At 36.5% G+C, this 25863-nt stretch carries 24 protein-coding genes and 3 tRNA genes; 10 read left to right on the top strand and 17 right to left on the bottom strand.

What is annotated here, in order from left to right:
• Positions 1-50: 50 nt before the first annotated feature.
• The 10 genes from J2756_RS03700 to J2756_RS03745 all read right to left on the bottom strand — a co-directional run bounded on the left by J2756_RS03700 (position 51) and on the right by J2756_RS03745 (position 8942).
• Positions 51-371, bottom strand: coding sequence for a carboxymuconolactone decarboxylase family protein (locus tag J2756_RS03700; RefSeq protein WP_209582716.1), 321 nt, complete (start codon positions 369-371; stop codon positions 51-53).
• Positions 372-677: 306 nt separating this feature from the next.
• Positions 678-1136, bottom strand: coding sequence for a riboflavin synthase (gene ribC, locus J2756_RS03705; protein WP_209582718.1), 459 nt, complete (start codon positions 1134-1136; stop codon positions 678-680).
• 358 nt (positions 1137-1494) lie between these two features.
• Entirely contained in the window at positions 1495-3111 is a 1617-nt protein-coding gene (locus J2756_RS11690; protein ID WP_209582720.1) for a DUF11 domain-containing protein, read from the bottom strand.
• Positions 3112-3473: 362 nt separating this feature from the next.
• Positions 3474-4436, bottom strand: coding sequence for a methenyltetrahydromethanopterin cyclohydrolase (gene mch / locus J2756_RS03715; protein WP_209582722.1), 963 nt, complete (start codon positions 4434-4436; stop codon positions 3474-3476).
• Positions 4437-4727: 291 nt separating this feature from the next.
• Positions 4728-5345: a thymidylate synthase gene (locus J2756_RS03720; RefSeq protein WP_209582724.1), complete on the bottom strand. Its 618-nt coding sequence runs from the start codon at positions 5343-5345 to the stop codon at positions 4728-4730.
• The gene (locus tag J2756_RS03725) at positions 5333-6301 is read right to left on the bottom strand and encodes a methionine synthase (RefSeq protein ID WP_209582726.1); all 969 of its coding nucleotides are present in this window, start codon (positions 6299-6301) and stop codon (positions 5333-5335) included. The genes J2756_RS03720 and J2756_RS03725 overlap by 13 nt, the downstream gene beginning before the upstream one ends.
• Before the next feature lie 3 nt (positions 6302-6304).
• A complete protein-coding gene (locus J2756_RS03730) occupies positions 6305-6610 on the bottom strand; it encodes a DUF1894 domain-containing protein (protein ID WP_209582728.1) in 306 nt (101 codons plus the stop codon).
• 2 nt (positions 6611-6612) lie between these two features.
• Positions 6613-7074 (bottom strand): DUF1890 domain-containing protein, encoded by a 462-nt coding sequence (locus tag J2756_RS03735; RefSeq protein ID WP_209582730.1) that lies wholly within the window; start codon positions 7072-7074, stop codon positions 6613-6615.
• A 78-nt stretch (positions 7075-7152) separates the two neighbouring features.
• Positions 7153-8235 (bottom strand): hypothetical protein, encoded by a 1083-nt coding sequence (locus J2756_RS03740; RefSeq protein ID WP_209582731.1) that lies wholly within the window; start codon positions 8233-8235, stop codon positions 7153-7155.
• 218 nt (positions 8236-8453) lie between these two features.
• Complete coding sequence (locus tag J2756_RS03745) at positions 8454-8942, bottom strand: GNAT family N-acetyltransferase (protein WP_209582734.1); 489 nt, start codon at positions 8940-8942, stop codon at positions 8454-8456.
• A 79-nt stretch (positions 8943-9021) separates the two neighbouring features.
• On the opposite strand from J2756_RS03745, the gene J2756_RS03750 reads away from it, so the two are divergent.
• Positions 9022-9094, top strand: a tRNA-Ala gene (locus J2756_RS03750).
• A 118-nt stretch (positions 9095-9212) separates the two neighbouring features.
• On the opposite strand, the gene hypB is transcribed toward J2756_RS03750, so the two are convergent.
• Entirely contained in the window at positions 9213-9875 is a 663-nt protein-coding gene (gene hypB, locus J2756_RS03755; RefSeq protein ID WP_209582736.1) for a hydrogenase nickel incorporation protein HypB, read from the bottom strand.
• 163 nt (positions 9876-10038) lie between these two features.
• Positions 10039-10413, bottom strand: a complete 375-nt coding sequence (gene hypA, locus J2756_RS03760) for a hydrogenase maturation nickel metallochaperone HypA (RefSeq protein ID WP_209582738.1) — start codon at positions 10411-10413, stop codon at positions 10039-10041.
• Between the two features lie 295 nt (positions 10414-10708).
• Here hypA and J2756_RS03765 point away from each other — a divergent pair, with 295 nt between their 5' ends.
• Positions 10709-11572, top strand: a complete 864-nt coding sequence (locus tag J2756_RS03765) for a ribose-phosphate diphosphokinase (protein WP_209582739.1) — start codon at positions 10709-10711, stop codon at positions 11570-11572.
• A 226-nt stretch (positions 11573-11798) separates the two neighbouring features.
• Here the strand turns inward: J2756_RS03765 and J2756_RS03770 are convergent, their stop codons facing one another.
• The 3 genes from J2756_RS03770 to lonB form a co-directional block, all read right to left on the bottom strand.
• Complete coding sequence (locus J2756_RS03770) at positions 11799-12413, bottom strand: hypothetical protein (protein ID WP_342593097.1); 615 nt, start codon at positions 12411-12413, stop codon at positions 11799-11801.
• A gap of 328 nt (positions 12414-12741) precedes the next feature.
• On the bottom strand, positions 12742-14328 hold the full coding sequence (locus J2756_RS03775) for a DEAD/DEAH box helicase (protein WP_209582744.1): 1587 nt from the start codon (positions 14326-14328) through the stop codon (positions 12742-12744).
• Positions 14329-14740: 412 nt separating this feature from the next.
• A complete protein-coding gene (gene lonB, locus J2756_RS03780) occupies positions 14741-16675 on the bottom strand; it encodes an ATP-dependent protease LonB (protein ID WP_209582745.1) in 1935 nt (644 codons plus the stop codon).
• Between the two features lie 568 nt (positions 16676-17243).
• Here lonB and cobQ point away from each other — a divergent pair.
• Positions 17244-18743, top strand: coding sequence for a cobyric acid synthase CobQ (gene cobQ, locus J2756_RS03785; protein ID WP_209583195.1), 1500 nt, complete (start codon positions 17244-17246; stop codon positions 18741-18743).
• A gap of 95 nt (positions 18744-18838) precedes the next feature.
• Here the strand turns inward: cobQ and J2756_RS03790 are convergent, their stop codons facing one another.
• Complete coding sequence (locus J2756_RS03790; RefSeq protein WP_209582747.1) at positions 18839-19489, bottom strand: potassium channel family protein; 651 nt, start codon at positions 19487-19489, stop codon at positions 18839-18841.
• A 486-nt stretch (positions 19490-19975) separates the two neighbouring features.
• Here J2756_RS03790 and J2756_RS03795 point away from each other — a divergent pair.
• Together J2756_RS03795 and J2756_RS03800 are read left to right on the top strand one after the other, a co-directional pair.
• Positions 19976-20049 (top strand) — tRNA-Gly (locus tag J2756_RS03795).
• 2 nt (positions 20050-20051) lie between these two features.
• Positions 20052-20125 (top strand) — tRNA-Gly (locus tag J2756_RS03800).
• A 451-nt stretch (positions 20126-20576) separates the two neighbouring features.
• Here J2756_RS03800 and J2756_RS03805 read toward each other — a convergent pair.
• Positions 20577-20978 carry a CBS domain-containing protein gene (locus J2756_RS03805; RefSeq protein ID WP_209582758.1) on the bottom strand — a complete coding sequence of 134 codons (402 nt, stop codon included), beginning with the start codon at positions 20976-20978 and terminating at the stop codon, positions 20577-20579.
• A 382-nt stretch (positions 20979-21360) separates the two neighbouring features.
• Here J2756_RS03805 and nikR point away from each other — a divergent pair, with 382 nt between their 5' ends.
• The 5 genes from nikR (at position 21361) to J2756_RS03830 (ending at position 25855) form a co-directional block, all read left to right on the top strand.
• Positions 21361-21777: a nickel-responsive transcriptional regulator NikR gene (gene nikR, locus J2756_RS03810; protein WP_209583196.1), complete on the top strand. Its 417-nt coding sequence runs from the start codon at positions 21361-21363 to the stop codon at positions 21775-21777.
• Positions 21778-21837: 60 nt separating this feature from the next.
• Entirely contained in the window at positions 21838-22680 is an 843-nt protein-coding gene (locus J2756_RS03815) for a methyltransferase domain-containing protein (RefSeq protein WP_209582760.1), read from the top strand.
• Complete coding sequence (hycI, locus tag J2756_RS03820) at positions 22649-23143, top strand: hydrogenase maturation peptidase HycI (RefSeq protein ID WP_342593098.1); 495 nt, start codon at positions 22649-22651, stop codon at positions 23141-23143. The genes J2756_RS03815 and hycI overlap by 32 nt, the downstream gene beginning before the upstream one ends.
• A 321-nt stretch (positions 23144-23464) precedes the next feature.
• Positions 23465-24610: an ATP-grasp domain-containing protein gene (locus tag J2756_RS03825; protein WP_209582763.1), complete on the top strand. Its 1146-nt coding sequence runs from the start codon at positions 23465-23467 to the stop codon at positions 24608-24610.
• A 171-nt stretch (positions 24611-24781) separates the two neighbouring features.
• Positions 24782-25855: a glycosyltransferase family 4 protein gene (locus J2756_RS03830; RefSeq protein WP_209582765.1), complete on the top strand. Its 1074-nt coding sequence runs from the start codon at positions 24782-24784 to the stop codon at positions 25853-25855.
• Positions 25856-25863 lie beyond the last annotated feature (8 nt).

A 25863-nucleotide genomic window follows, 5' to 3' on the forward strand; every position in this document is an offset into this window, starting at 1 on the left:
CCGATCAAAAAGAAATTCAAAAAAAGAGGAAAATGGTTGGTTAATTCGTATTATTCTGCTACTTTGTACAGTATTCTTACAGCCTTTGTAAATGCTGGTTTTCCAGCTGTTAGGAGCACAACCCTTAAAACATCCATTATTTCATCCTTGGTTATGTTAAGCTCCTTCATACCGCTTAAAATTTGTTTCTTTATAGCTCTATCATCAGAAGAAGCTGCAGTTATAGCTATGGCCATTAGTTTCTGTGTTTTGTAGTCCAGAACCTTTCCTGTGTAGCAGACATCGTTCAATGCAACACTGATGTCGTAAAGATCTGGGTAGTCCTCTTTAATATGGCTCATTCCTTTACTAAAAAATACTTCGTCTTTCATTAAAAGCCTCCAAAAAACATCTTAGCTAAAATATCTTATGTAACATAATTTATGATCTTCAGATAATATAAGTTTAACTTAACTATGTGAAATCAAGGTTTAAAACTGTTTTATAAACCCAAAAATGTTCATAAATATTTTTTTTAATAATTTAAACTCTTTAAAACTTTGAAGTTTTAAATTTTAAATCTTTTAAATCGATGATTTTTAAAAATAAGAATTAAAATAAAAAAATAAATCGGAGGTTCTTTTAAAGTTTTTAAGAAAATTAAAACCAATTTTTAAAGTTCAATAGGTTTTGAGATATTAAAGTGCTCCTTTGTTCTCTCTTCCTTCCCTCATACCAGTTCCTGCTTCACGGCGGAGTTTATCTGGTTTGAAGAGCATTTTAACAACGTTGTCTGCATGTTCCCGTGCACGGTTTTCTGCAAGTTGTTTAAGATCCTTATCATCCAATCCTTCATCTTCATGGACAAAAACCTCAATTATATGGGTGTTCGTCATGAGCTGTGCATTTATAAGGCCAGTTGATGCTTCATGGGCACATACTTTGTCCATTTTTTCAGGGCCAGGCATTCCAAATGCCATGACCAGTTCACAGCCCTCCTCCTCTATGAGTTTTTTGGATGCCACAGGCAGGTCCTTCACACCAGGCACTGTGCTCCGTATGAAGTTTATGTTGCCGATCTGTCCTTTTATCTGGTCAAGGGCAGCACTTGCCATATCAAAACGTGCAAATGTAGTGTCACAAATTCCTATTTTCATTTTATCACCAGAATTTCAATGAATATTTTTTAAAAAATGATATCTTCTCAAATTTTAGTTTAAGATTTCCTTAAAATTAATGTTAGTTAATCCTGAATTTATTAATATTGTATTTTTAAGTTAATTTAAGTTAAATTATTAATATTAGTCCATATAATATTAAATCCTCATTGTTTTACTGTCAGAATTCTTATCATCAAATCTATTTTTTGTTTGAACTTAATTTATAAAATAGGTATGTAAAATAAATTTTGAAGTGATTAAACTTAATAATTGAAATTAATTAAGAAAAATATTTTAAGTTGGTCTAAAAATAAAAGCTGTAAAAAAAATAAAAAATAGAAATGATTAAGACTAATCATTTCTTTCTAGGAACTAAAACTCCACCTAAAACCATTAAAACTGCCATTACAATGTACTGGAGTGGAACTCCTGTTTTTTGCATTGGAACTGTTTTAACTGATTCTGCTGCGTTTACAACACCATTAGAAGGATCTTGTACAACAACTACGCTTGATGATGCTAAATCATTTGAGATAACTGCGTCGTAGTAGGTTCCAGTTTCTATCCTTGAAGCCGTGTTGTTTATGTTCACATTGGATTTTATGGTCCCTGTGATCCTTAGGAACGCTGATGCTCCAGATTCCATGTTTCCAATGCTCCATATGCCGGTTGCAGAATTGTAAGTTCCTGCAGAAGGCGTTATGACAACATTTAGAAGTTCTGAAGGAATTACATCCCTTATCTGAACGTTGGTGGCTGTTCCTGGACCGTTGTTTTTCACTGTAACCGTAAAAGTTACCTTATTTCCAGGGTTTGCTGATGTTTTGTCAACGCTCTGGGAAACTGTGATATCTGCTGCAGGTACCTGAACAGGTGCATTGCCGGCCATGTAAAACCAGAAGGTTTTGTTTGCAACAACATTTATGTCTGCAGTTGTGTTGAACTGTTTGAAGATCACTGAACTGGTGCTATTTCCAAAGTTAAAACCTGCAAGGGATCCATCAGGATCTGATGAAGTTACAGAATCATTTGCCCACTGTAGATCACCGTAGGAGAATCCTACAAAGCCACTCTTTGTGAGTATGAGCTGGAACGTGTTGTAGAAGGGATCTTCATCAATGTTCATTACATGATCCCACGTGAAGATTGCCATGTCATCTGTTATCTTACAGTGAAGCTTTCCACTATTAGAGTTATCAGTGTAGATATCGTTCCAGAAGGGTGTTATTAACATTACACCAGCATTGTTTGGTATTGCAGGTTGATATGTAGAGTCTGGATATTCCGTGGTGAACTGGACGTATCCGTTGTTGTTAACCCGTAGGCTGTTGTAAGTGTTTCCGTAGTAACTAATGTTGAAAGGTAGTGTTATCACGCCTGTTGTATGATCATCGTTACCGTCAAGGATTATATCCCCGATGTCAGAGTAACTGAGCCCTGGGAGCGTTTCGTTTGAGCTTAACACTGCCATGGTCGATGCCACAACACTGTCAGTTAATGTGCTGTTGCTCACAGAGACTGCTGTTAAGATCACATTATTAACGTAACCTGTGTAATCTGATGGTGCGGTTACTTCAACCATGAATTCCTTTGAAGCTCCAGAAGCTAAGCTCACTATCCATCCATCACCAGTTATGTTAGAAGTTATATCGTTTCCACCGGTGAGTGCATCGAAGTACTTTACTGTCCAGGAAGCGTCGGTTGTGGTGGCCGTTATGTTAAAACCATCCATTGTGTTTCCGTTGTTCTGAATTTTAATATTGTAAACTGCTGCAGTGGTGTTGTTAGCAAAACCCATCTTGGTTTGAGCAGTAGTATTGTTGTAAATAGCGTTACCAATGTATTGGCTGTCTGTAACATTTTTGATCTCTAAATCAGGCTGATTTGCAGCGGAAACTGATCCACAGCATGCTAAGACAAAAACGGATGTGATTATAAACAGAAGAAACCTTTTATGTATATTTTGGTTCACATTTTTCACCTCCTTTTAAGTTTTAATATACATACTTGTTTTAATAGGTTAGATTCACTATAAAAAATTATCTAAATATTATCAGTGTGTTGTGCTCATACTCACAAAGAAAAGAATTTCAAGAGTATCGTAATTAAAGGAAAGCGTTTAAAATTATTATTAAACTTTCAAAAGAAGTTTCAAGGATTTCATTTTATTATTCAAAAGCATGAAAAAGGTTAAACACTATAAAAAAAACATGAAAAACAGTTATTTTATGATATAAAAGGATATAACATCAAAATATCTGAAAAAAATTAATAATCAATCAAAAAAGAAAAAAATAAACTAATTTAATGATTTAAATCTTGATTTAAACCATTTTAAATTCCAAATGACTTCTTCAGAAGTTCAACGTTCACTGCTCCTGCACGGAACATTTCACCAGTTCTGAGGTCGTTTATAACAACTTCTGCAGGTGCGAACATTCCCTTGTCTATTTTGTAGAAGTCAAATTCAGCTTCCTTGAAGACATCGTAGAATGGTTTACCAAATCCATCTGAGGATGCAGATGGTAATTTTTCAGCAACGTCTTTTATGTCATCTCCTTCTTCAGATTCTACGTAGTAGTAGGTTCTACCTCCGAATAGAACTGCATCGTTGGTTTTACCCATTGCCTTGAGTCCATCTGGGTCAACTGGTGCTATTGGTGCTATACCTGCTGCATGTTTAACCTTTGTGACGTCGAATTTGAGGAATTCAAGCATCTTGTAGGTTCCGTTTTCAACTACCCTTCCAGCTATCTGGATTGAACCAACAAGGGATGATGTTGGTGCAACGAGGAGGTAAACGTTTTCTGGTGAAACACCACAGTCTGATGCTATTGAATCTGCTACGTCTGCTCCAGGTAATTTATCAGCTTCGAGTGTTAATATTGCAAGGTCTGCATCATCTTTGTATCCTATTTCTTTGTAGGTTTCTGCAGGTTTGAGTGCAAGGGCCCTTGCAGGTCCGGATCCAAGTGCGAAGAAGTCACCTACACTGACTGACCATCCTGCTTTCTGTGCTCCGAGTGTTGATATTGCAGGGAAATCTGTTTTTATCTTAACTGAAGGTATTGCAAAGTTCTCTGAAAGGTCACCGGGTATGGATATTCCCACCTCTGCCAGTCCACCGAGACAGATCTTCGTGTAAAGTTCTCCAGCTTTAAAGCTTCCTGCAACGTTCACCCCACAATCAATTACTGTTGCACCGTTATCGAGTTTTGAAACTGCTACGTTGAGTTCCTCTGCATTCTCCATCATCTGATCCAATGTTTTTTTTGCTTCAAGATTGACACTTACCATTGTTTCACCTCATAAATTCAAATTTTAACATCCTCATAAATTGAACATTCAATAAAGTGAAGAGTTAAATTCAATTTAATATTCAGTTTGATTTTTTAATTTAATTCAGTTTAATCCAACAAGATGTTTAAGTTTTTTTATTTTATTTTTCGAAGTCACACGATTCAAAATTAAAAATAATAAAATCAAGTATATAACTTAAAAATCCTTTATTAAGAATTTAAATTGATTAAAAATAAATTTAAAATGAAAAGTAGAGTGAAAGTAATTGAAAAAGTTGATTTTTAAGATTTAAACCTCTTCCGCCTCTTTGAAGTTCACTTCATAGATATGGGCACTTATTGAGTGGATGGTGAGTGTTCCAACCTCAACCCCAATCTGGTCTGCTGCGTACTGGGCCAGATGACTGAGTCCCACTGCATTTGGGAACCATGCCCCGTAGATGTCATGTGATCTCCACAGTCCGGTTGTGTGAAGCTTGTCGTCGCGTATCTTGAAGTCAACGAGTATCATGCAGGGCACTTCATCATTTGCTGTGTCTGTAGGAGGGTCCCATGTTATTGATATGGCCCTTCTTGATTCCTTGCAGTTTTTAAGTCTATTTATTGCTTCCTGTATCTGATCTATACCCTGGAAGTGTGCCCTTAACCTGTTGCCGTAGGTGTAAACGAATCCCTGTCTGTCATCAGAGATGAACTGTTCAGCATATTTATCAAGTTTTTCACCGCTCCAGAAGTATCCTTCAGGGGGTTCTGTGTCAAGGGGGTTTTTAACCATCACCATTGTGTTTAAAAGTTCCTTGGTCAATGAACCTCGTTCATCATTTATCTCAGCACCTTTCTTCACTATAGTTTTTACAAGGGCTTTCCACCCTTCCTTTATGGTTGGTACCTTCTTTAGGATAGCCATCCTACCGCCTCCGTCATTGCTTTGAGTTTTGAGAATGCAGCTTCTTTTGGAAGCATTTTCATTCCACAGTCAGGGTCAATTATGAGGTTATCTTTTCCAAGAGCTTCCAAGCCCTTTTTTATGAGTTCTAAAACCTTTTTGGGATCCTCAACTTCCTTCTTCTTGGTGTCGATGCATCCAAATCCTATCTTCTTATCCTTGATGAGGCCTTTATTTGCTGCTTCTTCAAGAACATTTATATTTTTAGGGATTCCTGCAAATTCACAGTCTACTATGTCAACAGGAAATGTTAAAAGTTCCTCAAAAACATCACTTATATCTCCACAGACGTGCATTGCTGTTGGAACCTTCAGATCCTTTGTTATAATTTCAATAGCTTTTTTTGCAGTTTTTATATCTGGCAGTCCAGTTGAAAGAAATGGTTCATCGATCTGAATGTAAACTGCCCCTGTTCTTTCTAAAAATTCTGCTTCCTTCTTTAAAGCATACGCTAAATCAATTACAGCTTTGTCCTTGCTCTTGTAAAATCCTTCAAGCAGGGATGAAAAAACCAGGGTTGAAGGACCTGTTATTATGCCTTTAACTCCTTTAACACCCTCTTCGATTTTGCAGGGATTGGAGCTGTATTCCTTGGAGATGCCTTCAGCAATCTTCACTGCATATTTGAGGTCTTCAGCAGATATGGATACTGGGGAGGGTTTAATTTTCCCAACGATCTTGGGAGTGTTGCCTTCAACAGTCATTCCTGGAATGGCCTTTGCAAAGATCTCAACCATCCCATCCCTTACCTGTCCATCAGATATGATATCAATTCCTGCTTCTATTTGATCCCGCACAGCAAGTTCTATTGCAGGTTTGTATCTGTCGTAGGTTCCAAAAAAACTCGAAAGTTTTTGAGATAGGGATGATGGTTCTTCTGGTAACGCTGGATAACTTCCAACAACTGTGGTTAACATTTTTCAATCCACTGCAACTAATTTGATCCTTGATAGCTCTTCTTCATCAATTGGAATTTCCACAACCGCTGTCCCATGGCATGGTTTGGTGTATGGAATCATGACCCTACTATTTTCTTCATCGATTCCTATTGGTACAGGTGGAAGGCCAATTATACGGGCACCAAGTATTTTTTCTCCAGGATTCACGTGAATAACTTTGACTGCTTCCTTTTCAATGAGTTTAGCGCAGTCTTTAAATCCAGATCTTGAAGTCAGTATTCTATAATCCTCTGATTCCTGCAGGTAAGTTTCAAGACAGAACGTCATTTTTATTCCTCCAGTTCCTTAACAGCCCTATCGAATTTAACTCTGAGGGGTGTTGGATTATGATAAGCCCTTACAGCTATTATTTTAGCATCAGTATTTTCTGAAACTGCTTTCTGGAATTTTTCAAGAAGCTCATGGTCCTTTTCAAATACCAGTGCAATTGAATCTGTGTTCAATATATGGTAAAAGGTTACGAAGTAGGAAACTGCAGCATCCTTGTGAACAAATCCCACGAGAAGATCGTACTGTTCGGGTTCAAGGTTTTCAAGGCAGGATTCTATGTCTATCTTGTTCTTTACGTACAGTTCTTCTGGATCCGAAACCTCCAGAAGCTTCATTGCAGAGGGCGTGCTTGCAACCGTGACTTCGTATCCCATTTTCTGGAGTTTATAGGTCGAATAAACTGCCATTGGAGTTTGTGACGGTGCTTCCGGACATCCTAACAATATAAGGGCTTTTTTCATGATTCATCCTCCATTCTTATCATACTATTGTTATACTCAGTTTATTAACCTCTGTATTTTTAAACTCATAATTTATGCTCAATCTTTTTTAACAACAAGTACATGTGCAACCACCAGTGCACTCAGGAACATGAATGTTAAAAGAGCGGTTCCATTGATTGAACGATTCATCAGGAATAATCCAACAAGTGCTTGGGATATAAAAGCAGTTAAAGAACCTATAAGAAGAGCTTCCCTTCCTAAATAGTTTCTGTTACCCCTCTCCCTTTTTTCTCTGTAGACCTCCAGTATCTTGAATCCTGAAACCATTACAAAAACACACCATGCAAGCAGAAGTATCATGACTATGTATCCAAAGTCGTATGCAAATCCAAATATCCCAGGTAACATGTAATCTATTACATCCTTTTTTGTAACGAGTATACCAAAGAAAACAGGAAATGGTAGTCCGAACAACATTATCATGGATATTGGTAGGGATATGTATCCACTGGAGCTCCCCATGTCCTCTGCTCCCCAGTAACTTGATGTTGGTACATGGCCGAAGAGTGTGGTGTTCTTTATAACCATTTCAACACTTGAAATTGCGTTGGTTTGAATTCTTTCAATCCTGAGAAGAGGACTCAAAACCTGCATTGAAAGGAGTCTTGAAAGGAGTTCAAGGGATCCGAAACCTGCTAAAACAACTGCAATCCCCAATACTATCCTTTTTACTGTGAAAATAGATTTCTGCCTGAGGGATTTTGAGATTACAAATAAACCTATAACCAATCCTAAAAACCACAGTAGAAGGAAAGATCTGTGCATTAATCCTCCCACAACAGTTATGATAACTATGAGAAGTATCGTAAATCCCTTAAGATTTCTAACCTTTATTCCAACTTCCTGCATCATTGGTAATGCTGCGAGGAGTGTTATAACCGCTAAAAGGGCTAAAGGTCCATAGGGATGTGTGAATTCATGGTGGGTCATACCAGGTAAGAAAAGGAAAAGTGCATCTGCACCAAAAAGCATGGTTAGACCAACACCTAAAATCAAAGCGAAAAAGAGCACTAGGCTCAATGAAACTGGTACTATGTTCAGAAGTAGCATCACTGCAACTTGTATAAAAATTGCCACTTCCAATATGAATTGAAGATTAGTTTGAGCGATTAAAGCCATTTTATTCCTCCAAATCCCTCTGGACTTAATTAAAGTTATTTTTTATTATTTTTAAATTTTAGTATAATTTTAAAGTGAAATTCTTATTTATAAGTGTTTTATGTGTGATGATTAGTAAAAAGTATAGCTTCTATACATTATTTGAAGATATTATTCAAAGAGGATACGAGTTATGGATAAGCTAAATTCTTTTCAGTAATCTTAAAGGAGTATTGATCTTAAACCATTTTGAAGAAAACTACCCTGTGATTTCCAGGGCCGTTGTAATCCCTTGCAACCTTCAGCCCATTGATGTTCATTGTTTGATCAGTTTCGTACTCAGTAAAACCTAAACTTTTGTAAAATGAAATTGCAACCTTGTTTCTGGGATTTGTTACAAGAAAAACTTTTCTGCAGCCAGCATCATTCAGAACTTCAAATAAATTCTTAAGAAGGCAGGAAGCAAAACCTTCCTTTTTAAAACCGGGTTTTACACATAAAAGGTGAATGTATGCTTCGTTAAGATCTTCTTGTGAAATAAATCCGAGTAAAAAGCCCATTATTCCCTTTCCATGGTCTTCAGCTACGAATGATGTTTTTTTAAAGAATTTTGTGAACAGGTGATACACTGAATTTTTTTCTGTTATCATTGGACTGCACTTTCCTGCAAGTTCCGCAATTTGGGTTAGATCTCCATCCTCCAAATTTCTTATTTTAATATTTTTCATGATAGTCCTCCATGAACATGAAATAGCACACTTGAAGTAGCATTAAGTTTAAATATCACGAAGTTAAATCCAATTATACGGGCTGGTAGCTCAGGCGGTAGAGCGTCGCCTTGGCATGGCGGAGGCCCCGGGTTCAAATCCCGGCCAGTCCATCTATTTTAATTGATTTAAAGATATTTTAAATGATTTATTTATTTGCTATTTATGGGTGGCATTGAAAATACTGTAATTCTAAAAGCTTTAAAGATTTAAGTTAAAAAAAAACTAATCTTAAACCTTCAATTCTTTCATGAACTTTTCTATTGTACCAATGATTTCATCAAGCCCTTTACCAGTCTTTAGACTACTTTTTATAACTACTGCATCAGGGTTTAGCTCTTTAACATCACTGACCATTTTGTCCTGGTCTGCTCCAACTGCATCTGCAATATCAACCTTGTTGATGACAACCATGTCTGCATCCTTGAATATAAGGGGATGTTTTTCAACTGTGTCGTCTCCCTCGCTGACACTTATAACAACCATTCTTATGTGGGACCCAAGGTCGAAATCCACGGGGCATATGAGGTTTCCAACGTTCTCTATAAATAACAAGTCTATGTCTTCAAGTGGAAGGTCTCCAAGGGCGTGCTCCACAAGATGGGCATCTAAGTGGCATTCTTTACCAGTGTTCAGCCCTACAACAGGTGCTCCATATTTTTCAATTCTTCCTGCGTCGAACTTGCTTATAACATCCCCTGCTATAACACCTATTTTGTAGTCCATTTTCTGGATCAGGATTTCAAGAAGTGATGTTTTTCCAGAGCCTATTGCTCCTAAAACATCAATTGAAAATGTATCTGCTTTATCAAATATTCTCTGGTTTCTTTTTGCAAGTTTTTTGTTTGCAACCATAATGTCGTGCTGTATCTCAATATCTGCAACTTTATGCATCTTAATCACTCTTTTTTACAAATCAAGTACCAAATTTAAGTTACTTAGAATCTTTAATTATTTAGATTAATTATTTAAAATTTTTATTCTTTAAAATCAAACCAAAATCCACATCTGATCGTTACAGCATGTGAAATGTATCTAAATTAATGTTTAATGAATCTTAATCATCTTCTTTTTCTATTTTAATGTTCTTAACGTTACATTCCCGTCCTGCAGTTATTTCTAAATCTCGTTCACTACATTCAGGACATTTAACAATTGCCATGTAATGATCTGAATCATCCATATTTGCAGGTCCAGTGTAATCACATGAATTACATTTAATTTCGACTGAAACTTCTTCTATGTTGATAGTTGCATTTTCAAGCAGTGTGTTTTCAACTAGAACATCTAAAAGAAATTTAAGCTGCTCTGGATTGAGCATTGTAAGTTTTCCAACTTCTACGGTAGCTTCAATTATCTCTGTAGCATCATTTTTCTCTGCAACGTCCAGAATTGTTTTAACCATAGCGTCAGCCATTGAAAGTTCATGCATCCTGCCACCTCATTTATCATAATTTTGTTTTGATCCATAATTTCTATAAATATTAGGGATCGTGATCCTAGATAATCCTACTATTAGAGGAATCTCATTAATAAATTTAACAAATATTTTTTTAAAATATATTATTTAATGGATTGAATGGATTACCAATTCCAGTACTGGGAGATCCATTATTTTATCATCTTGTAATTGTTTAACCAAAAATTCATAAACAATGGTTTTAATAAGTTAAGAACATGATATTTGAAGTTTACAATGATGATATAAATTGTTACAGGTGGTTATTTTGATAATAGGTGGATCTGCTTCACAAAAATTGGCTGCAAAAATTGCATGGGAACTTGAAGACACTTTATGTCCCGTGGAAACTCGTAAATTTCCTGACGGAGAAAGATACCTTCGCATAAAAGAGGATGTGGAGGATGGTGCTGTTGTTGTTCAATCAACAGGTTATCCTCAGGATGAAAACCTTATAGAACTTTTTTTAATCCTCAAAACCCTCCAAGATATGGCTGTGGAAGATGTTAAGGTTGTGATACCCTACTTCGGATATGGGAGGCAAGAGCGAAGATTTAAAGATTTTGAAGCAGTTTCAGCATCTATAATGGCAGATATGATCGAATTTTGTGGTGCATCTGAGCTTCTGTGTGTTAACCTGCATGAAGATGATATCCGGGACTTTTTTGACATTCCAGTGCACAACCTTTCAGCAATGCAACCCCTTGCAGAACACATCGGTGCAAAATTTGAAGATCCTGTTATCGTTGCCCCTGATAAAGGTGCTCTCAGCTTTGCAGAGGAAATTGCAGGAATTTTAGGCTGTGAGTGTGACCACATGGAGAAAACCAGAATATCACCAGAAAAGGTTGAAACCAAACCTAAAAACATGGATGTTAAAGGCAGAGACACTGTGATAATTGATGACATCATAAGCACAGGTGGTACAATAGTTAACGCTACAAATATTTTAAGGAAACATGGTGCAGAGAGTGTTGTTGTGAGCTGCGTCCACCCTGTCCTCGTGGGCGATGCACTCCTGAAAATATTCGCTGCAGGAGTGGACGATGTTATAGGGACAGACACCCTCCGATCCGATGTCAGCACTGTTTCCATTGCAGGAATCGTTGCTCAAAAGCTCAGGGAAATTTAAAACATTTAAAATTCCCTTTTTTTACATTCCAATGTCATTTTTAAGCCATAATATCATTATAAATAAGTACTAGTTTTAAAATAAGAAATTAACTCCTTAAAATCACTGCCATTGCAGTAATATTTCTAAAAATTGTTTTATTTAAAAATATATTAATAAAACGAATAATTTAATAAAATAAATAAGGATAAAATAAGGAAAGATTCCTGTAAGAATGAAATCTTGATTAAACCCTGAGAAGTGGGAATTCAATAAGGGTTTGTGGTCTGTTTTCAGGTGCACATATACCTTGAGACGCTTCAAATCCATTTTTACTATTTTTAGAAGCTTTTTGCATATCTTCCCTCTGTTCAGGTGTGTAATCTCCAAAGTAAAGTTCTTCTCTCTCCACTTCACCCGTCACAATTTTAAGGAGATCATACTCCACAGGGCAGTTTTCAATGGAAGGCACCAAAAAGCAGCCCTCTTTACTCACATCCTGTTCAACATTCACTTTCCATCCTACCTTACCTACGGCTGCATGGTTCAGCATTTCAGCCATGGATCCGTTGTTTGGTGTGACGTATCTTGCAGTGTTCTCAAAATCAACACATGTTGCACTCGGCACATCATCAGATTCTTCACCTAATTTGTAGCTGCCGTTGGCACGTACCGTGAAAAGAGGGACTTCAGCAGCCTCATCCATAAATGTTTTGATCAATATTTCCCATGAATCCTCTGAAAACACTGCTTCTCTCTTTATGTACATAACTGTTCCATCAGGGTTTTTAAGGGTTTCAGATTCTTTACTCTGCCATTTACCATTTAAATCTGCTTTTTTAATCATGATAATTTCCTCCAAATTGAAAAAAACATTGAAATGTTTTGAAGTGCAGATACACTGCGCATTAATTTACATGAATTTAATGTTAAACTTGATCTAACCTTACATAATTAATTTTTGTAAATAATGATGAGTAACAGATTATAGTACTGTTCATAATCGTTTCAATCGTTTTTTTCAATACTGAACTTCAGTGATATAATATGAAAAATAGATATAATAAAAAAATAGATTGTTTCTGGCTTAATTAGTTGATTTTAATGAATTATTAATACAATAAATTGAAATAAATTGAAAATTAAAGGAGTAAAACTTGTAGGTTTTATTCTCCCTTAGTTTATTTCTTTTATTCCCTTTTATTTGCAGGTTCTATGTTGATGGATTTTCCCTTGATCCTGGCACTGTTCATGAGGGAGAACACTTCACTTGCACTTGCCTCTGGAACTTCAACAAAGGAGAACTTGTCAAATATGTCTATTTTACCAATGTTTGAACTTGAAAGGCCGGTTTGTTCAGCTATGGCTTTAACAACATCTTTGGCTTTGATCCTCTGTTTACGGCCGATGTTGATGAAGAATCTGACCATTCCTGGTGCAGCTCCTGTGTCTCCAAATTCTTCTTCATTTGGAGCATTAGAAGGACTTTCCCTTGTCATGACGATTTTTAGAAGAGCTGCAGCCATTTCAACTGAACTGTAATCTTCTTCCATCATCTTTTCAACTAAACGAACCTCCTTCTCAAGATCATCTGTGTTCATAACGTGCTTGATCCTTTCAAGGAATTTGTTGGTTTTTATTTCTTGAACATCCTTGACTGAAGGTATCTGTTGCTGTTCTATCTTGGTTTTGGTGTACTTCTGTATGTCCCTGAGCTGATATATCTCCTTTCCAGAAACAAAGGTAAATGCCATTCCAGTCTTACCAGCCCTACCAGTTCTTCCTATCCTGTGGACGTAATATTCATCATCGTTAGGCACGTCGTAATTGAAGACCGCTTCAACATTTTCAACGTCAATTCCCCTTGCAGCAACATCTGTTGCAACCAGAACTTCCACTTTTCCGTTTCTGAACTTGGACATTACCCTGTCCCTCTGGTTCTGGGTCATATCACCATGAAGACCGTCTGCAGCATATCCCCTTATCTGAAGGTGTGTAACAAGTTTGTCAACCCTTCTTTTGGTGTTACAGAAAACAAGTGATAACTGGAAGTTGTGTATATCCAGAAGACGTGATAGAACCTCAAGTTTCATTTTCTCCTTGACTTCGAAGTATATCTGCTGGATCTCAGGTACTGTTAATTCCTGATGAACCACTTTAAGGAATTCTGGGTCTTCCAGGTACCTGCGTGTTAAGTTGAGAATGTCACGGGACATGGTTGCTGAGAAGAGTAAGGTCTGTCTTTCCTCAGGCATTTCGCTTAAAACGAATTCTATGTCTTCTCTGAAACCCATGTCAAGCATTTCATCAGCTTCGTCAAGGACCATCATTTTAACGCTGCTCATGTCAAGGGTTCTTCGTCCCATGTGATCCATTACACGTCCTGGTGTTCCTATTATGATCTGCACTCCTTTTTTAAGGGCGTTGATCTGCCTGTCTATTGGTTGTCCACCATATATTGGAAGTACTTTAATTTTCTTCATGTATTTTGAGAGTTTCCTAAGTTCCTCTGCTACTTGGATTGCAAGTTCCCTTGTTGGACATAAAATAACAGCCTGCAGCTTCTTGTTGCTTGGATCAACATTTTCAAGAATTGGAATTCCAAATGCAGCTGTTTTTCCTGTACCTGTTTGTGCCTGGCCGATGACATCTTTACCGTTGAGCACGTGCGGTATGGCAAGTGACTGGATAGGTGTGGCTTCTTCAAAGCCCATGTCTGCAACAGCCCGCTCTAATTCAACGGATATGTCTAAATCTTTAAAGTTAAGTTTTTTCATGTTTTATTGTCCTTTATTTTTTTATTTCAAGAATGTTATGATTGTTAAAACCTTGAATTATCTCGTGGGGTTGCAAGGTTAATTACAATTAAATATGTTTAATAAACCTATTAAAATTTACATTAAAATTCGAATTTGGTAGTTTTAGGTTCCACCATATCTTCACTAAAATGAAAAGTTGTATCTAGATTTTCATTATTGAGTATAATTTTCTTTAATAATATCTATAGTTCAATCTTATTTATTGATATTTGAGGATTATAATATTTATAATCCACACAAAATTTGTGACTTTATCAATTAAAATTAGACTACCTTATCAGTAGCACCAATTCACCACAAAAATATTAAAAAAAGAATTAAAATAGGGGAAAAATTAAAAGTCCCCTTAGTTAAATTCCTTTTAATTCACCTAGTTCACTGTTGGGCTTTTGATTATGCCCTTTGGAACCATTTCAGTTACTCTTCGCATTTTTTCAATAAGGCCTTTTTTACCCTTCCCAATCAGGGCGTGTTCAAGAACTTCGCTGAGTGTTTCAACAGGTATGACTTCAATTTCATTTTTGTACCTGTCTTCCAGGAACACATCATCCATGTTGGATTTAGGGATTAAAACCTTTTTAATACCTGATTGAGCTGCAGCTTCAATTTTGCCTGTTACTCCGCCAACCGGTAAAACATCTCCCCTTACGCTCAGTGATCCTGTTAATGCAACTGACTGGTCAACTGGTATGTTTTCAAGTGCAGAAACAACTGATGTTGCAACTGAAACACTTGCACTGTCACCTTCCACACCATCGTAGGCCTGAAGGAACTGTATGTGTATGTCGTACTTGGATATGTTGGTTCCTGTGTTTTTCTTAATGAGTGCACTGACGTTTTGAACAGCTTCCTTGGCTATTTCTCCAAGTTTACCTGTTGCAATGATCCTGCCTTCCTCTGTACTCTGTGCTGGTGCAGCTTCAGCAGCTATTGGAAGAACTATACCACTTCTATCACCAATTATTGCCAAACCATTGACCCTACCAACCTCTGTGCCCTCTGTTTTGAAAACACTGTACTCTTTTCTCTGGACTATGTAACGGTCTGCTATCTGCTGTTCAAGTGTTCTTGCAAGTTGTTTAGCATTTATAACATGATCCACAGTGACAACATTTGCATTTTCCCCTTTTGCTATGTCACCTGCAGCCCTTACAAGGCCACCTAAATCCCTTAACCTCAAGGTTAATACATCTTTTTTACCAGCCCTTCTTTGAGCCTCCCTTATAACCTCAGCTACAGCTTCTTTATCGAAGTGAGGTATTCTACCATCTTTTTTAACTTCCTGTGCAATGAACTGGACAAGTTTGTCCCTGTTTTCAGGTGTGTCAGGCATGCTGTCCTTCATGAAAACTTCGTAACCATATCCACGTATCCTTGACCTGAGGGCTATGTGCATGCCCTCAAGCACCTGAAGGTTTCCGGATGCAACCAGGACAAAATCACATGGAACTGGCTGTGAACGTACCATTGCTCCACTACTGGTTTCGCTCTGACCCGTTATGGAGTATCTCTTTTCCTGCATTGCAGTTAAGAGTTCCTGCTGGGTTTTAGGTTTCAGGGTTCCTATTTCGTCTATGTAAAGAACCCCCTTGTTGGAACGGTGAATCATTCCTGCTTCAACACGTTCATGGGCGGGTGTTCCAAGACCTCCTGACTGGTATGGGTCGTGTCTCACATCACCTAGAAGTGCTCCTGCATGTGCACCTGTTGCATCAACGAAAGGTGCAGTTTTTTTGTTTTCAGCACTTACAAGAAGTTTTGGAACCATTATTGAGCTTCTTGGTTTCATCTGCTGAAGTGCAAGGAAAACGAATGCTGCAGCAATTATTGCAACTAAGAACTGGTTGAGTGCAAATCCAACGATCATGATCAACACTATCATGAGCATCATGAACATGTTCTTTTTCTCTTCCTGTCCCTTGGATTTAACCTTGTAATTCATAACCACATTTTTACCTTCTCCAGAAGGCATTACACCTATAAGGGGGTTTTGGTTATCTTCCATATTTGGATAGACAAGTATGTCCTGTAGTTCTTCTGGAGGGAGAAGTTCAGCCATTCCTTTGGCCAACATGGATTTACCTATACCAGGTTCTCCAATTAAGAGAACATTTCTCCTCTGTTTTGCTGCTTTTTTGATCGTTTCAACAGCTTCTTCCTGACCTATGATCTGGTCTATGATCCTCTCAGGGACATCTATATCTTCAGAAGTTTTGTAACTACTGGAATCCAGTTTATCTTCGGATGAATCTGGTGCTGGACTGGTTGAATTTAAATTGGTTGAATTTAAATTTGAATTTGCCATAATCTATGACAACCTCCTGAATTTTACATTGAATAAAAAAAATTAACGTAACTTTAGTTTGTTATACTCTATTTATTATATATAACCTTATATATGTAGATTTGTATTTAAAAATTTTAGGCCTTATTTTTCAATTTATAGGAAATATTAATGGTTTTATTTCCTTTTTTTATATATTCCCATCTTAAGGTTTGTTAACAATCCACTAATTCCTTATTTTTTTGTTTCAATACTTCCTTTTTTTATCCTTTTTTATTTTAGAAATAATAAAAACTATTAACAAAAAACTTTTTTCCTATTTTAATAACTTCAAGTATATAAAATCATTGATCCCCCAACACAGATCTCAAAAAGTTATTTATAAATAAGGAAGTGACTATTATCTAAACGAAATTTCGATTTAAATAATTCTGATTTAAGTGAATTCTAATCTTAACTAATCTTAAAATATGAACTCCTAAATATATCGCATATTTAAATTTATTGAATATTTAATGGAGATGAACATGAAAATAACTAATTTCAAGGGGATTTAACTTTGGCTTCAAAAGATAAAACCAAATGCATAATGATACAGGGAACATCGTCCAACGCAGGTAAAAGCGTTGCTGTTGCAGCACTCTGCAGAATATTCTCAAAAAGAGGTTACAGAGTTGCACCTTTCAAATCACAGAACATGTCCCTGAACTCATATACAACCTATGAAAATGCAGAGATTGCAATGGCCCAGGTTCTCCAGGCCGAAGCTGCAGGGGTGGAACCCTCCTACAACATGAACCCTATTCTTCTCAAACCTAAGGAAGACTTTATATCCCAAGTTATAGTTCATGGAAAGCCCGCTGGAGACATGAACTTCTACCACTACCAGAACAACTTCAGGGAAGAAGCTTTAAAGGCAATTAAAACCTCCCTTGAATCCCTGAAAAAAGATTATGAAGTACTAGTCATTGAAGGAGCTGGATCCCCTGCTGAAATAAACATGTTGGATAAAGATCTTGCAAACATGCAGATAGCCCGCATAGCAGATGCTGATGTTATTCTGGTTGCAGATATTGATAGGGGTGGTGTTTTCGCATCCATTGCAGGCACATTTTCATTACTACCTGAAGATGATAGAAACAGGATCAAAGGAATAATAATAAACAAGTTCCGTGGAAATTTAGATATTTTAATGCCAGGAATTCGTCAGATAGAAGAGATAGTGGGTGTTCCAGTTCTGGGAGTTCTTCCATATGACGACAGCTTAAAACTTCCAGAAGAGGATTCTGCATCACTTTCAGAGCATAAATACGCAAAAAATGAAAAAATAACAGTGGGAGTTATGAGACTGCCCAGAATATCCAACTTCACAGACATAGATCCCCTTGAATACGAGCCAGACCTTGGAATAAAGCTCGTTGAAGTTGGAGGCCATATTGGAGATGTTGATGCCATCATAATCCCAGGAACCAGAAACACAGTAAGCGATCTTTTAGCCCTTAAAGAAGCAGGTTTTACAGATGAAATATCCAGTTTATCCCGTGACATCCCTGTTTTTGGCATCTGTGGAGGTTACCAGATGCTCGGGGCAAAAATCATTGACAAATCACTGAAAGAATCTAAACACGGCGATATAAAAGGTATTGGACTTTTGGATGTAAATACCAGCTTTGATAATGTTGATAAAATTATCACCCAAAGCTTGGGTGAATCACTTGGTGGTGGCTTGTTCAAATCCCTCAAGGGAGATAGTGTAAAAGGTTATGAACTTCATGAAGGTTTAACTGTCCTTAAAGGATCTAAACCTTTATTCAGAGTTGTTGAAGGATGTGGAAACTTCCCAAACTCAGGATACGACGGTGCTGTTGAAGGTTTGACTGCAGGAACATACTTCCATGGCATATTTCACAATTTCCATTTCAGAAGGGTTTTTACAGATTACCTGCGAACTTCAAAGGGGATTGAAAGCCTTGGATTCGCAACTGATAATTTCCAGGATCTAAGACAGTTTTCCATAGACCGTTTAGCAGAGATATTCGAAAAAAACGTTGATCTAAGTATTTTAGAAGATAACACTGTTGAAAACTAGATGGATTACACAGATCATCAGATGCAATCCATTAAATTCTTAGAACTATTTTTTTAGTATATTATTTTTTTTACTGCATTGAATTATATATGGAGTTACTTGGTGAATTTACTGGTTACATCCTTTACTGCAGGGCTTTTAACCAGAATTGAAATTTTATCGCCTTCAGCCAGGACCATATCTTCAGTTGGAATGGTTATTTCACCGTTTTTGTATATCGCAGATATTATGTAGTTATCTGTAGGGCTTAAATCACCTATTCTTTTTCCTATAACTTTCTTGTTGTTAACACTTATATCCAGTAGTTCTGCATTTCCCTTCCCAATAACTATGAGATCTGCTATCTTGGGTCTTGTTATGAGTTTTTCAAGGTAACCTGCAGCTGTAAGTTCCGGACTTATAACATCATCTATGCCCACTTTTTTGAAGGCTTCCTCATGGTCAGGGTTGCTGACCCTTGCTATGACCTTTTTAATGTTGTAATCCTTCACAAGAATGCATGAAAGCAGATTAGCTTCATCATTTCCTGTGGCTGCTACAAAAACATCAGCATCTCTTATATTAGCTTCTTCGAGGGTCTTTGTATCTGTTCCATTACCACATATGACCAGGGCGTCCAGCCCTGCTGCAGCATTTGCACATAGATTTTCATCATTTTCAATCAGTGTCACATCGTGACCAACTGAAACCAGGGCTGATGCAAGGGCCAGTCCTACTCTCCCACCACCCATTATTACTGTGTACATGGTTAAAATCACCTTCAATAAGTTTTAATAAATTTAAAAGGTATATGTCCCAGTTAAATCCTTAAAAAATTATAATTAAATTATAATTAGATTATACATCTTTAAAATCCTTTAAACAAAGTTTAATGGATTAATTTGGTTAATCACCTTAAACAGATTGATAATAAGATAATGAATTGATCTTATTCGACTTGAACTTTTTACTATTTGAAGGTTGTTGTATATAATTTTTTCTTGAATTCATTGATTTCATTAAAATTTCTCATGTATAAATACGTTTAAAAGCCAAAAAAGGTTATTATGGAGTTTAATAAAAATTTAGTGGAAAAAAATTAGGAAATTTGGAATGGATTATAAAAGGTTGATTTTTAATGCGTTGAGATCTTCAATAATTTTAAACCATGCTTTAATAGAGTTAACCCCTTCAAAACCTAAAAGCTTATATAGTATAAAGCCAAAACCATGGTATGCGGTAAAAGCACTACTGCGACGTTAGTCCAGCTTGGTTAAGACACTAGCCTGCCACGCTAGTGACCCGGGTTCAAATCCCGGACGTCGCATTGCGGTTGTAGTCTAGTCTGGTTAGGACTTGGGCCTTCCAAGCCTACGACCCGGGTTCAAATCCCGGCAGCCGCATTTTTAATACTTTTTTATTCAAACTTTAAATTCAGTACGCTTCAATTTCAATTAAACTGTGTGGGATCCTCTTTTTTATTAAGGGAAGATCAACGTTTGAATTATCATTTCCCACATCAATGTTATTTTATCAAATTTTGTACATTATGAGCTTACATTAATATAAGCTTAATTAATATGAGCTTAATTAATATGAGCTTAATTAATATGAGCTTAATTAATATGAGCTTAATTAATATGAGCTTAATTAATATGAGCTTAATTAAATTTTGAAGCCATTTACATGATTAAAGAGTGTATTATAATAAAAAAAGAGAAATAAATGAAATAGATGAATAACATCTTAAGTTAATTTTTTATAGAATTTGATTTCTAATGAATTAGAACAAAAAAAAAGCAGATAAAAAAAAATAATGCAAAAAAAATCAGAGATATAAAGAAGATGTGAAATTTAAACAGGAACAAGAAGTTCAGCTGCAACCATTCTACAGATATCTGTTTTTGTAATCACACCTACAGGTTTTTCACCCTCCATAACCAGAAGTCCTGAAACATCAGCCCTTAACATTAGATTTGCAGCATCTTCTATTTGATCGTCTGCATCTATGGTTATGACATTTTCAGACATGATATCCTTAATTTCAAGTGATCCTGCCTCTTTGTTTGTTGGTCGTATACTACCAAGAACACCCACCAGATCAGAGTACGAGATCACACCCTCGGGTTTTCCATATTCATCCATTACAAAAAGTCTTCTTACACCCTCTTTGTACATCTTTTCAAATGCTTCCAATGGTCTTGTATCTGCACTGATAGTGATAACACCCAAATTCATGGCTTCTTTAACTTTCATTTTACCACTTCCTTCATTTATACTGTGGGAACTAGTAGTTTCTACCTTCAACATAAGAAACTCAACAAACTATTTACCAGTTATAGTATTCACTACTTCCAATTAATATCTTACCCCAATTTAATATCTTACGAATATGTTAGAAAGGCCTGATTTAAGTTTACATTTCTTAGTACGTCACTTATTTTTTAATTTTTTTAATTTTAAAAAAATTAATAGTAAAAAAATCATGGAAAAGTAATAAGTATTATATATGCAGACAACCATATGAAAGTATGACACAGATATTGTTTTCAGCAAGCAATATTGTGAAGGAAAGACAAGCTTTAAATAGTACTAAAATCGTATTATGGTAATATCTAAAAATGGAGGAAAAATTGTGATGAGAATAAGTATGTCATTGCCGAAGAAACTTTTGAATGAGTTTGACGAGGTATTAAAGGATAGGGGATACCAATCCAGATCAAAAGGAATTAGAGATGCCCTAAAGGATTATATAGTGAGATACCAGTGGATGAACGAGATGGAAGGTGACAGGATAGGAATCATCGCTGTTATATACGACCACCATTACACCGGTGTCATGGAAGACTTAACAGACATCCAGCACGACTACAGGGATTACATAAACGCAGTTATGCACGTCCACATGACAGAAAAATACTGTCTTGAAGTCATCGTTGTTAAAGGCGATGTAAAATACATCCGCGACCTAACAGAGAAAATAATGAGGCTCAAAGGCGTGGAACATGTGAAACTCACAAGCACAGCCAGCGGCGAAAAAATAGACAAAAGTTAATTCCGTCTGAAATGGTGAGGGATAGAAAAAGTGGATAATCAAAAAAATTAACGATTAAAAATGTATGAAACATCTTATCACCACAATTTAACATCAGACACTGAAAGACTGGCTGGCTTTTATGAAGCCATAATAAAAAAGGCGAAGGGAACTGTATACGATATAGGGGCCGGTTCTGGAATTCTATCAAAATGGGCCGCCCCGTATGCAGACTTCGTTTATTCCATTGAAATAAACTCAAAAGTTGCAGAAAACACACGATCCCAACTTAAATCCTTTAAGAACATTGAAGTGATCTGTGCAGATGCCAAAAATCTTAATTTTCCAAAAAAGGCGGATCTCATAATCTGTGAAATGCTGGATACAGCACTCATAGACGAAGAACAAATTCCTGTTCTCAATTCTATTTTAAAAAAACTGAAGCCCCACGGAGAAATCATTCCTCATGGCATTATAAACTGTGTGGAACCAGTTTCAACTGATATTGAACATCTATTTTATGATGATATTTATGATACACCCCTTCACGGAACTCATAATACTGATCATGATAATTCTATTGAATTAAAACCAAAATATCAGGTTCTTGGAAAACTTTTAAGCTACCATAAAATTGATTTTAAAGGGGAAATACTCCAAAATGGCAAGATCCATGCAAATGTTGATTTTTTACTGGATCTGAAAATAAATAGAAGGGGAACTGTTTCTGGAGTGAAGTTAACAACGTTCACACTTTTAACTCCAAATATTATCTGCGGTCCAACACCCATGATGAACCCACCACTCGTGGTTCCAACCGAGAGTATAAAGGTTGATGAAGGAGATACAATTCAACTCAAGTTAAGTTACATTATGGGAGGTGGCCTGGACAGTGTTGAAGCTTCAATTAAAAGAATATCTTAAGAATTTCCTTAAAAACCGTGAAAAAATATTTATTTTAGGAATTGGAAATGATATGAAAGGTGATGATGCTGTTGGTCCTGTTTTAGCCGATAAATTATTCTCTAATTTCCAGCATCAGGAAGATATTGTGGTTGTAAACGGGGGTAACGTACCTGAAAACTACACAGGAACCATAAGAAGGGAAAATCCATCCCACATCATATTCATCGATGCTGTTGAAATGGAAAAGGAACCAGGATATGTAAAACTTGTTAAAAAGGAAGAAATTCCAAATTACAGCATATCAACACATGCAATGCCTATTTCATTCCTGATTAAGTACCTTGAGTCTGCAGTGGACTCTAAAATGATCTTAATTGGAATCCAACCAAAAAGCATGGAATTAGGTCAAGGTATCTCAAAAGAGGTTGAAAAAAGTGTTGAAACTATATTTTACGAGTTAAAACTTCTTTTAGAGAATTGATCCTTTGGATGGTGAATTGAAGGATCAACTCAACGAAAAATCAACTCAATCACTTGATTTAGATCGCTGATTTAAACGCATGATTTTAGACACGTTGATCAAATTGTTTTCTATTTATTTTTCTTTAAAATTAGGATATTCACTTGTTTTAAGATTATTTACATTAAAAAAACCAGCAGTATTGTTTAAAAAAAATTGTACACTATAAATAAAAGGTTGATCTAAGATAAAAAGAAGAACATGGCCATAAAATATGGTTATAAAAATCAGTAAATATGTATTAAAACTTTTTAATAGATTTAAAGTTATTTCAGTGATAAAATGAAGATATTATTTATAGGAGCTCGGCTTTTCGATGATGTGGCCTTTTATGCAGAGCAAAATGGCTTGGAAACTATTTTAACAGAATCTAATCCTCTAGCCCATAACCTGGAACTTGCAGACAAACACTACCTCGTATCAAGGGGTATGAAAGAACCCATGGACATTGCAATCAGGGAAGATGTTGATGCAGTTGTTCCCTTAATGGGGATTGACGGTCCTTTGCTTGAGGTTGCCCAGATGAAGGAGAAACTTGAAGAAGATCACGGCATTCCAGTTGCGGCATCCGGAGTTTCTGCCACATCCATTGCAAAAGATAAACTCAAAACAAAGGAATTCCTCCTTAAAAATGGTATAAAAACACCGAAATTCCATAAAATTCTGCCAGGAACAGATGAAATTATTGATACTAGCTTTCCAGTTGTTTTAAAACAACCAGAAGGTCAGGGAGGTTCTGGAGTAAAGATATTGCCTTCCAGAGTTGATCTCGATAACTGTTTAGAAGGGCTAAAGAATTCCATGGAAGAGATATTTTTAGAAGAGTTTCTTCAGGGAATCGAGGTTTCAATAGAAGTTCTAAGGTGGAATGGTTCTTCTGTTCCACTCGTCCCTGTTTACAAAGGTGAAACCACTGTTGAAGGGATTCATCCATTGAATAAGATAAAAAAAGCCCCCCTTGAACTTGAAGGGGTTAACAACAAAAAGAACAACCTCAAAATTCAGGAACTGGCTTCAAAGATAGCTGAACTCATGGGTATCGAAGGAACTGCAGACATAGACATAATATTTGATGTTGAAAAAAGAGAAACCAACATCATTGAAATCAACAACCGTCCCAGTGGAACCAGATACATGACTGCTGCTTCAACTGGTGTGAATCCATTACATGAACTTGTTGATATGGCTGCAGGCTGTTGGAATCCTGAAAAGGTCCAGAAGCATTTAAAGCATTTTGCAGGGCTTGAAATACCTGTGGGAACCCTTGAAAGTGAGAGAAATAATTACAAATTTAGAGATTTCTCAGGAGAAGAATCATGGATAGTTCATGGCCCTAAAAACTATGAACGCGTCACTATCCGTGGAAAAAACCTTGAAGAAACCTTTAAAATTGCGGAATCCCTGAAGATAGATCTTAAAATGGAGTAGATCCTAAAAAAATCCGGAATAAATGAAATAAATCTTGAAGATATTTCTCTTAAGAATATTTTTTATAATAGGTTCAAAAAAACCTAAAAACAAAACAGGAATTGATGATTGGTTACTTAGATTTTAAATTTATTTAATAATGAAAAGATAAAAAAATATTAAGGTGGTAACTTGACTAACATTCAAACCGGCATTTTCATATTCATTTTTGCATTCATAATAACCACGTTCTTCACCTTCTTCATAAGAAGGGCGCTGAGGTATGCGGATATTAAAGATAATCCAATTGTAACGGAGCACAGACATAAGGCCGGCACACCAACCATGGGGGGACTTGCAATTCTCCTTGGTTTTCTTTTGGTGGCATGTGCATACCCCATGAATAAGATCCTGGTGTTGACGGCCATAATAATGATGACTGCCGGAATTATAGGTTTATTAGACGATTTAATCGGCCTTAAAACTAAGGAGTACCAGAAGCTCATAAGGAACGTATCACAGCAGCCAGTTGAAATAGGCAGATTAACACTTAAACACGGCGAAAACGCAAGGGTTACCACTCCCAAAGCAAAAAAGGATCTTGTGAAACTTCTTGAGGAGGAAAAGGTTGAAGTTGTAGATGAAGTTCCAATAAAAAAGGAAATAGGGGAAGGGGAAAAAATATTCGCTCAGATCCTGATTTCATTATTCCTAGTTGTTTCAGGGGCTGTGAGCACCTCGGTTATGGGGATCAACGTAGGACTGTTCATCATCCCCATTATTGTAATGGGTATCGTTGGATCCATAAACTCTGTAAATCTTATTGATGGAATGGACGGCCTTGCAGCAGGAATACTTGCAATAGCATCCACTTCATGTGCAATTTTCGCATTTTCCACTGGAAACATAGATGGAACCATTCCATTTTTGGTTCTTGCAGGTACCTGTTTCGGTTTTCTAGTGTTCAACAAATACCCTGCAAGCATATTCATGGGTGACACAGGTTCATTTGCACTTGGAGCAGGCTACATCACAGCAGCATTTCTTGGAAACGTCATATACTTTGCAGTGATTGCACTAGCAATTCCAATCATTTCAGTCATAGTGAGTTTAATGCACAGAGCTCATATCATAAAATTACCAGTTGAACCACTCCACCACACACTCAACTACAAGGGAATGTCTGAACAGAAAATAGTGGGTCTTTACTGGGGTTTAACTATTCTGGTATGTGCAGCTGCAATTTATTTTTACCACGCTATTTAAGGATACAA

The organism is Methanobacterium aggregans (genome assembly GCF_017874455.1).
Taxonomy (GTDB): Archaea; Methanobacteriota; Methanobacteria; order Methanobacteriales; family Methanobacteriaceae; genus Methanobacterium_C; species Methanobacterium_C aggregans.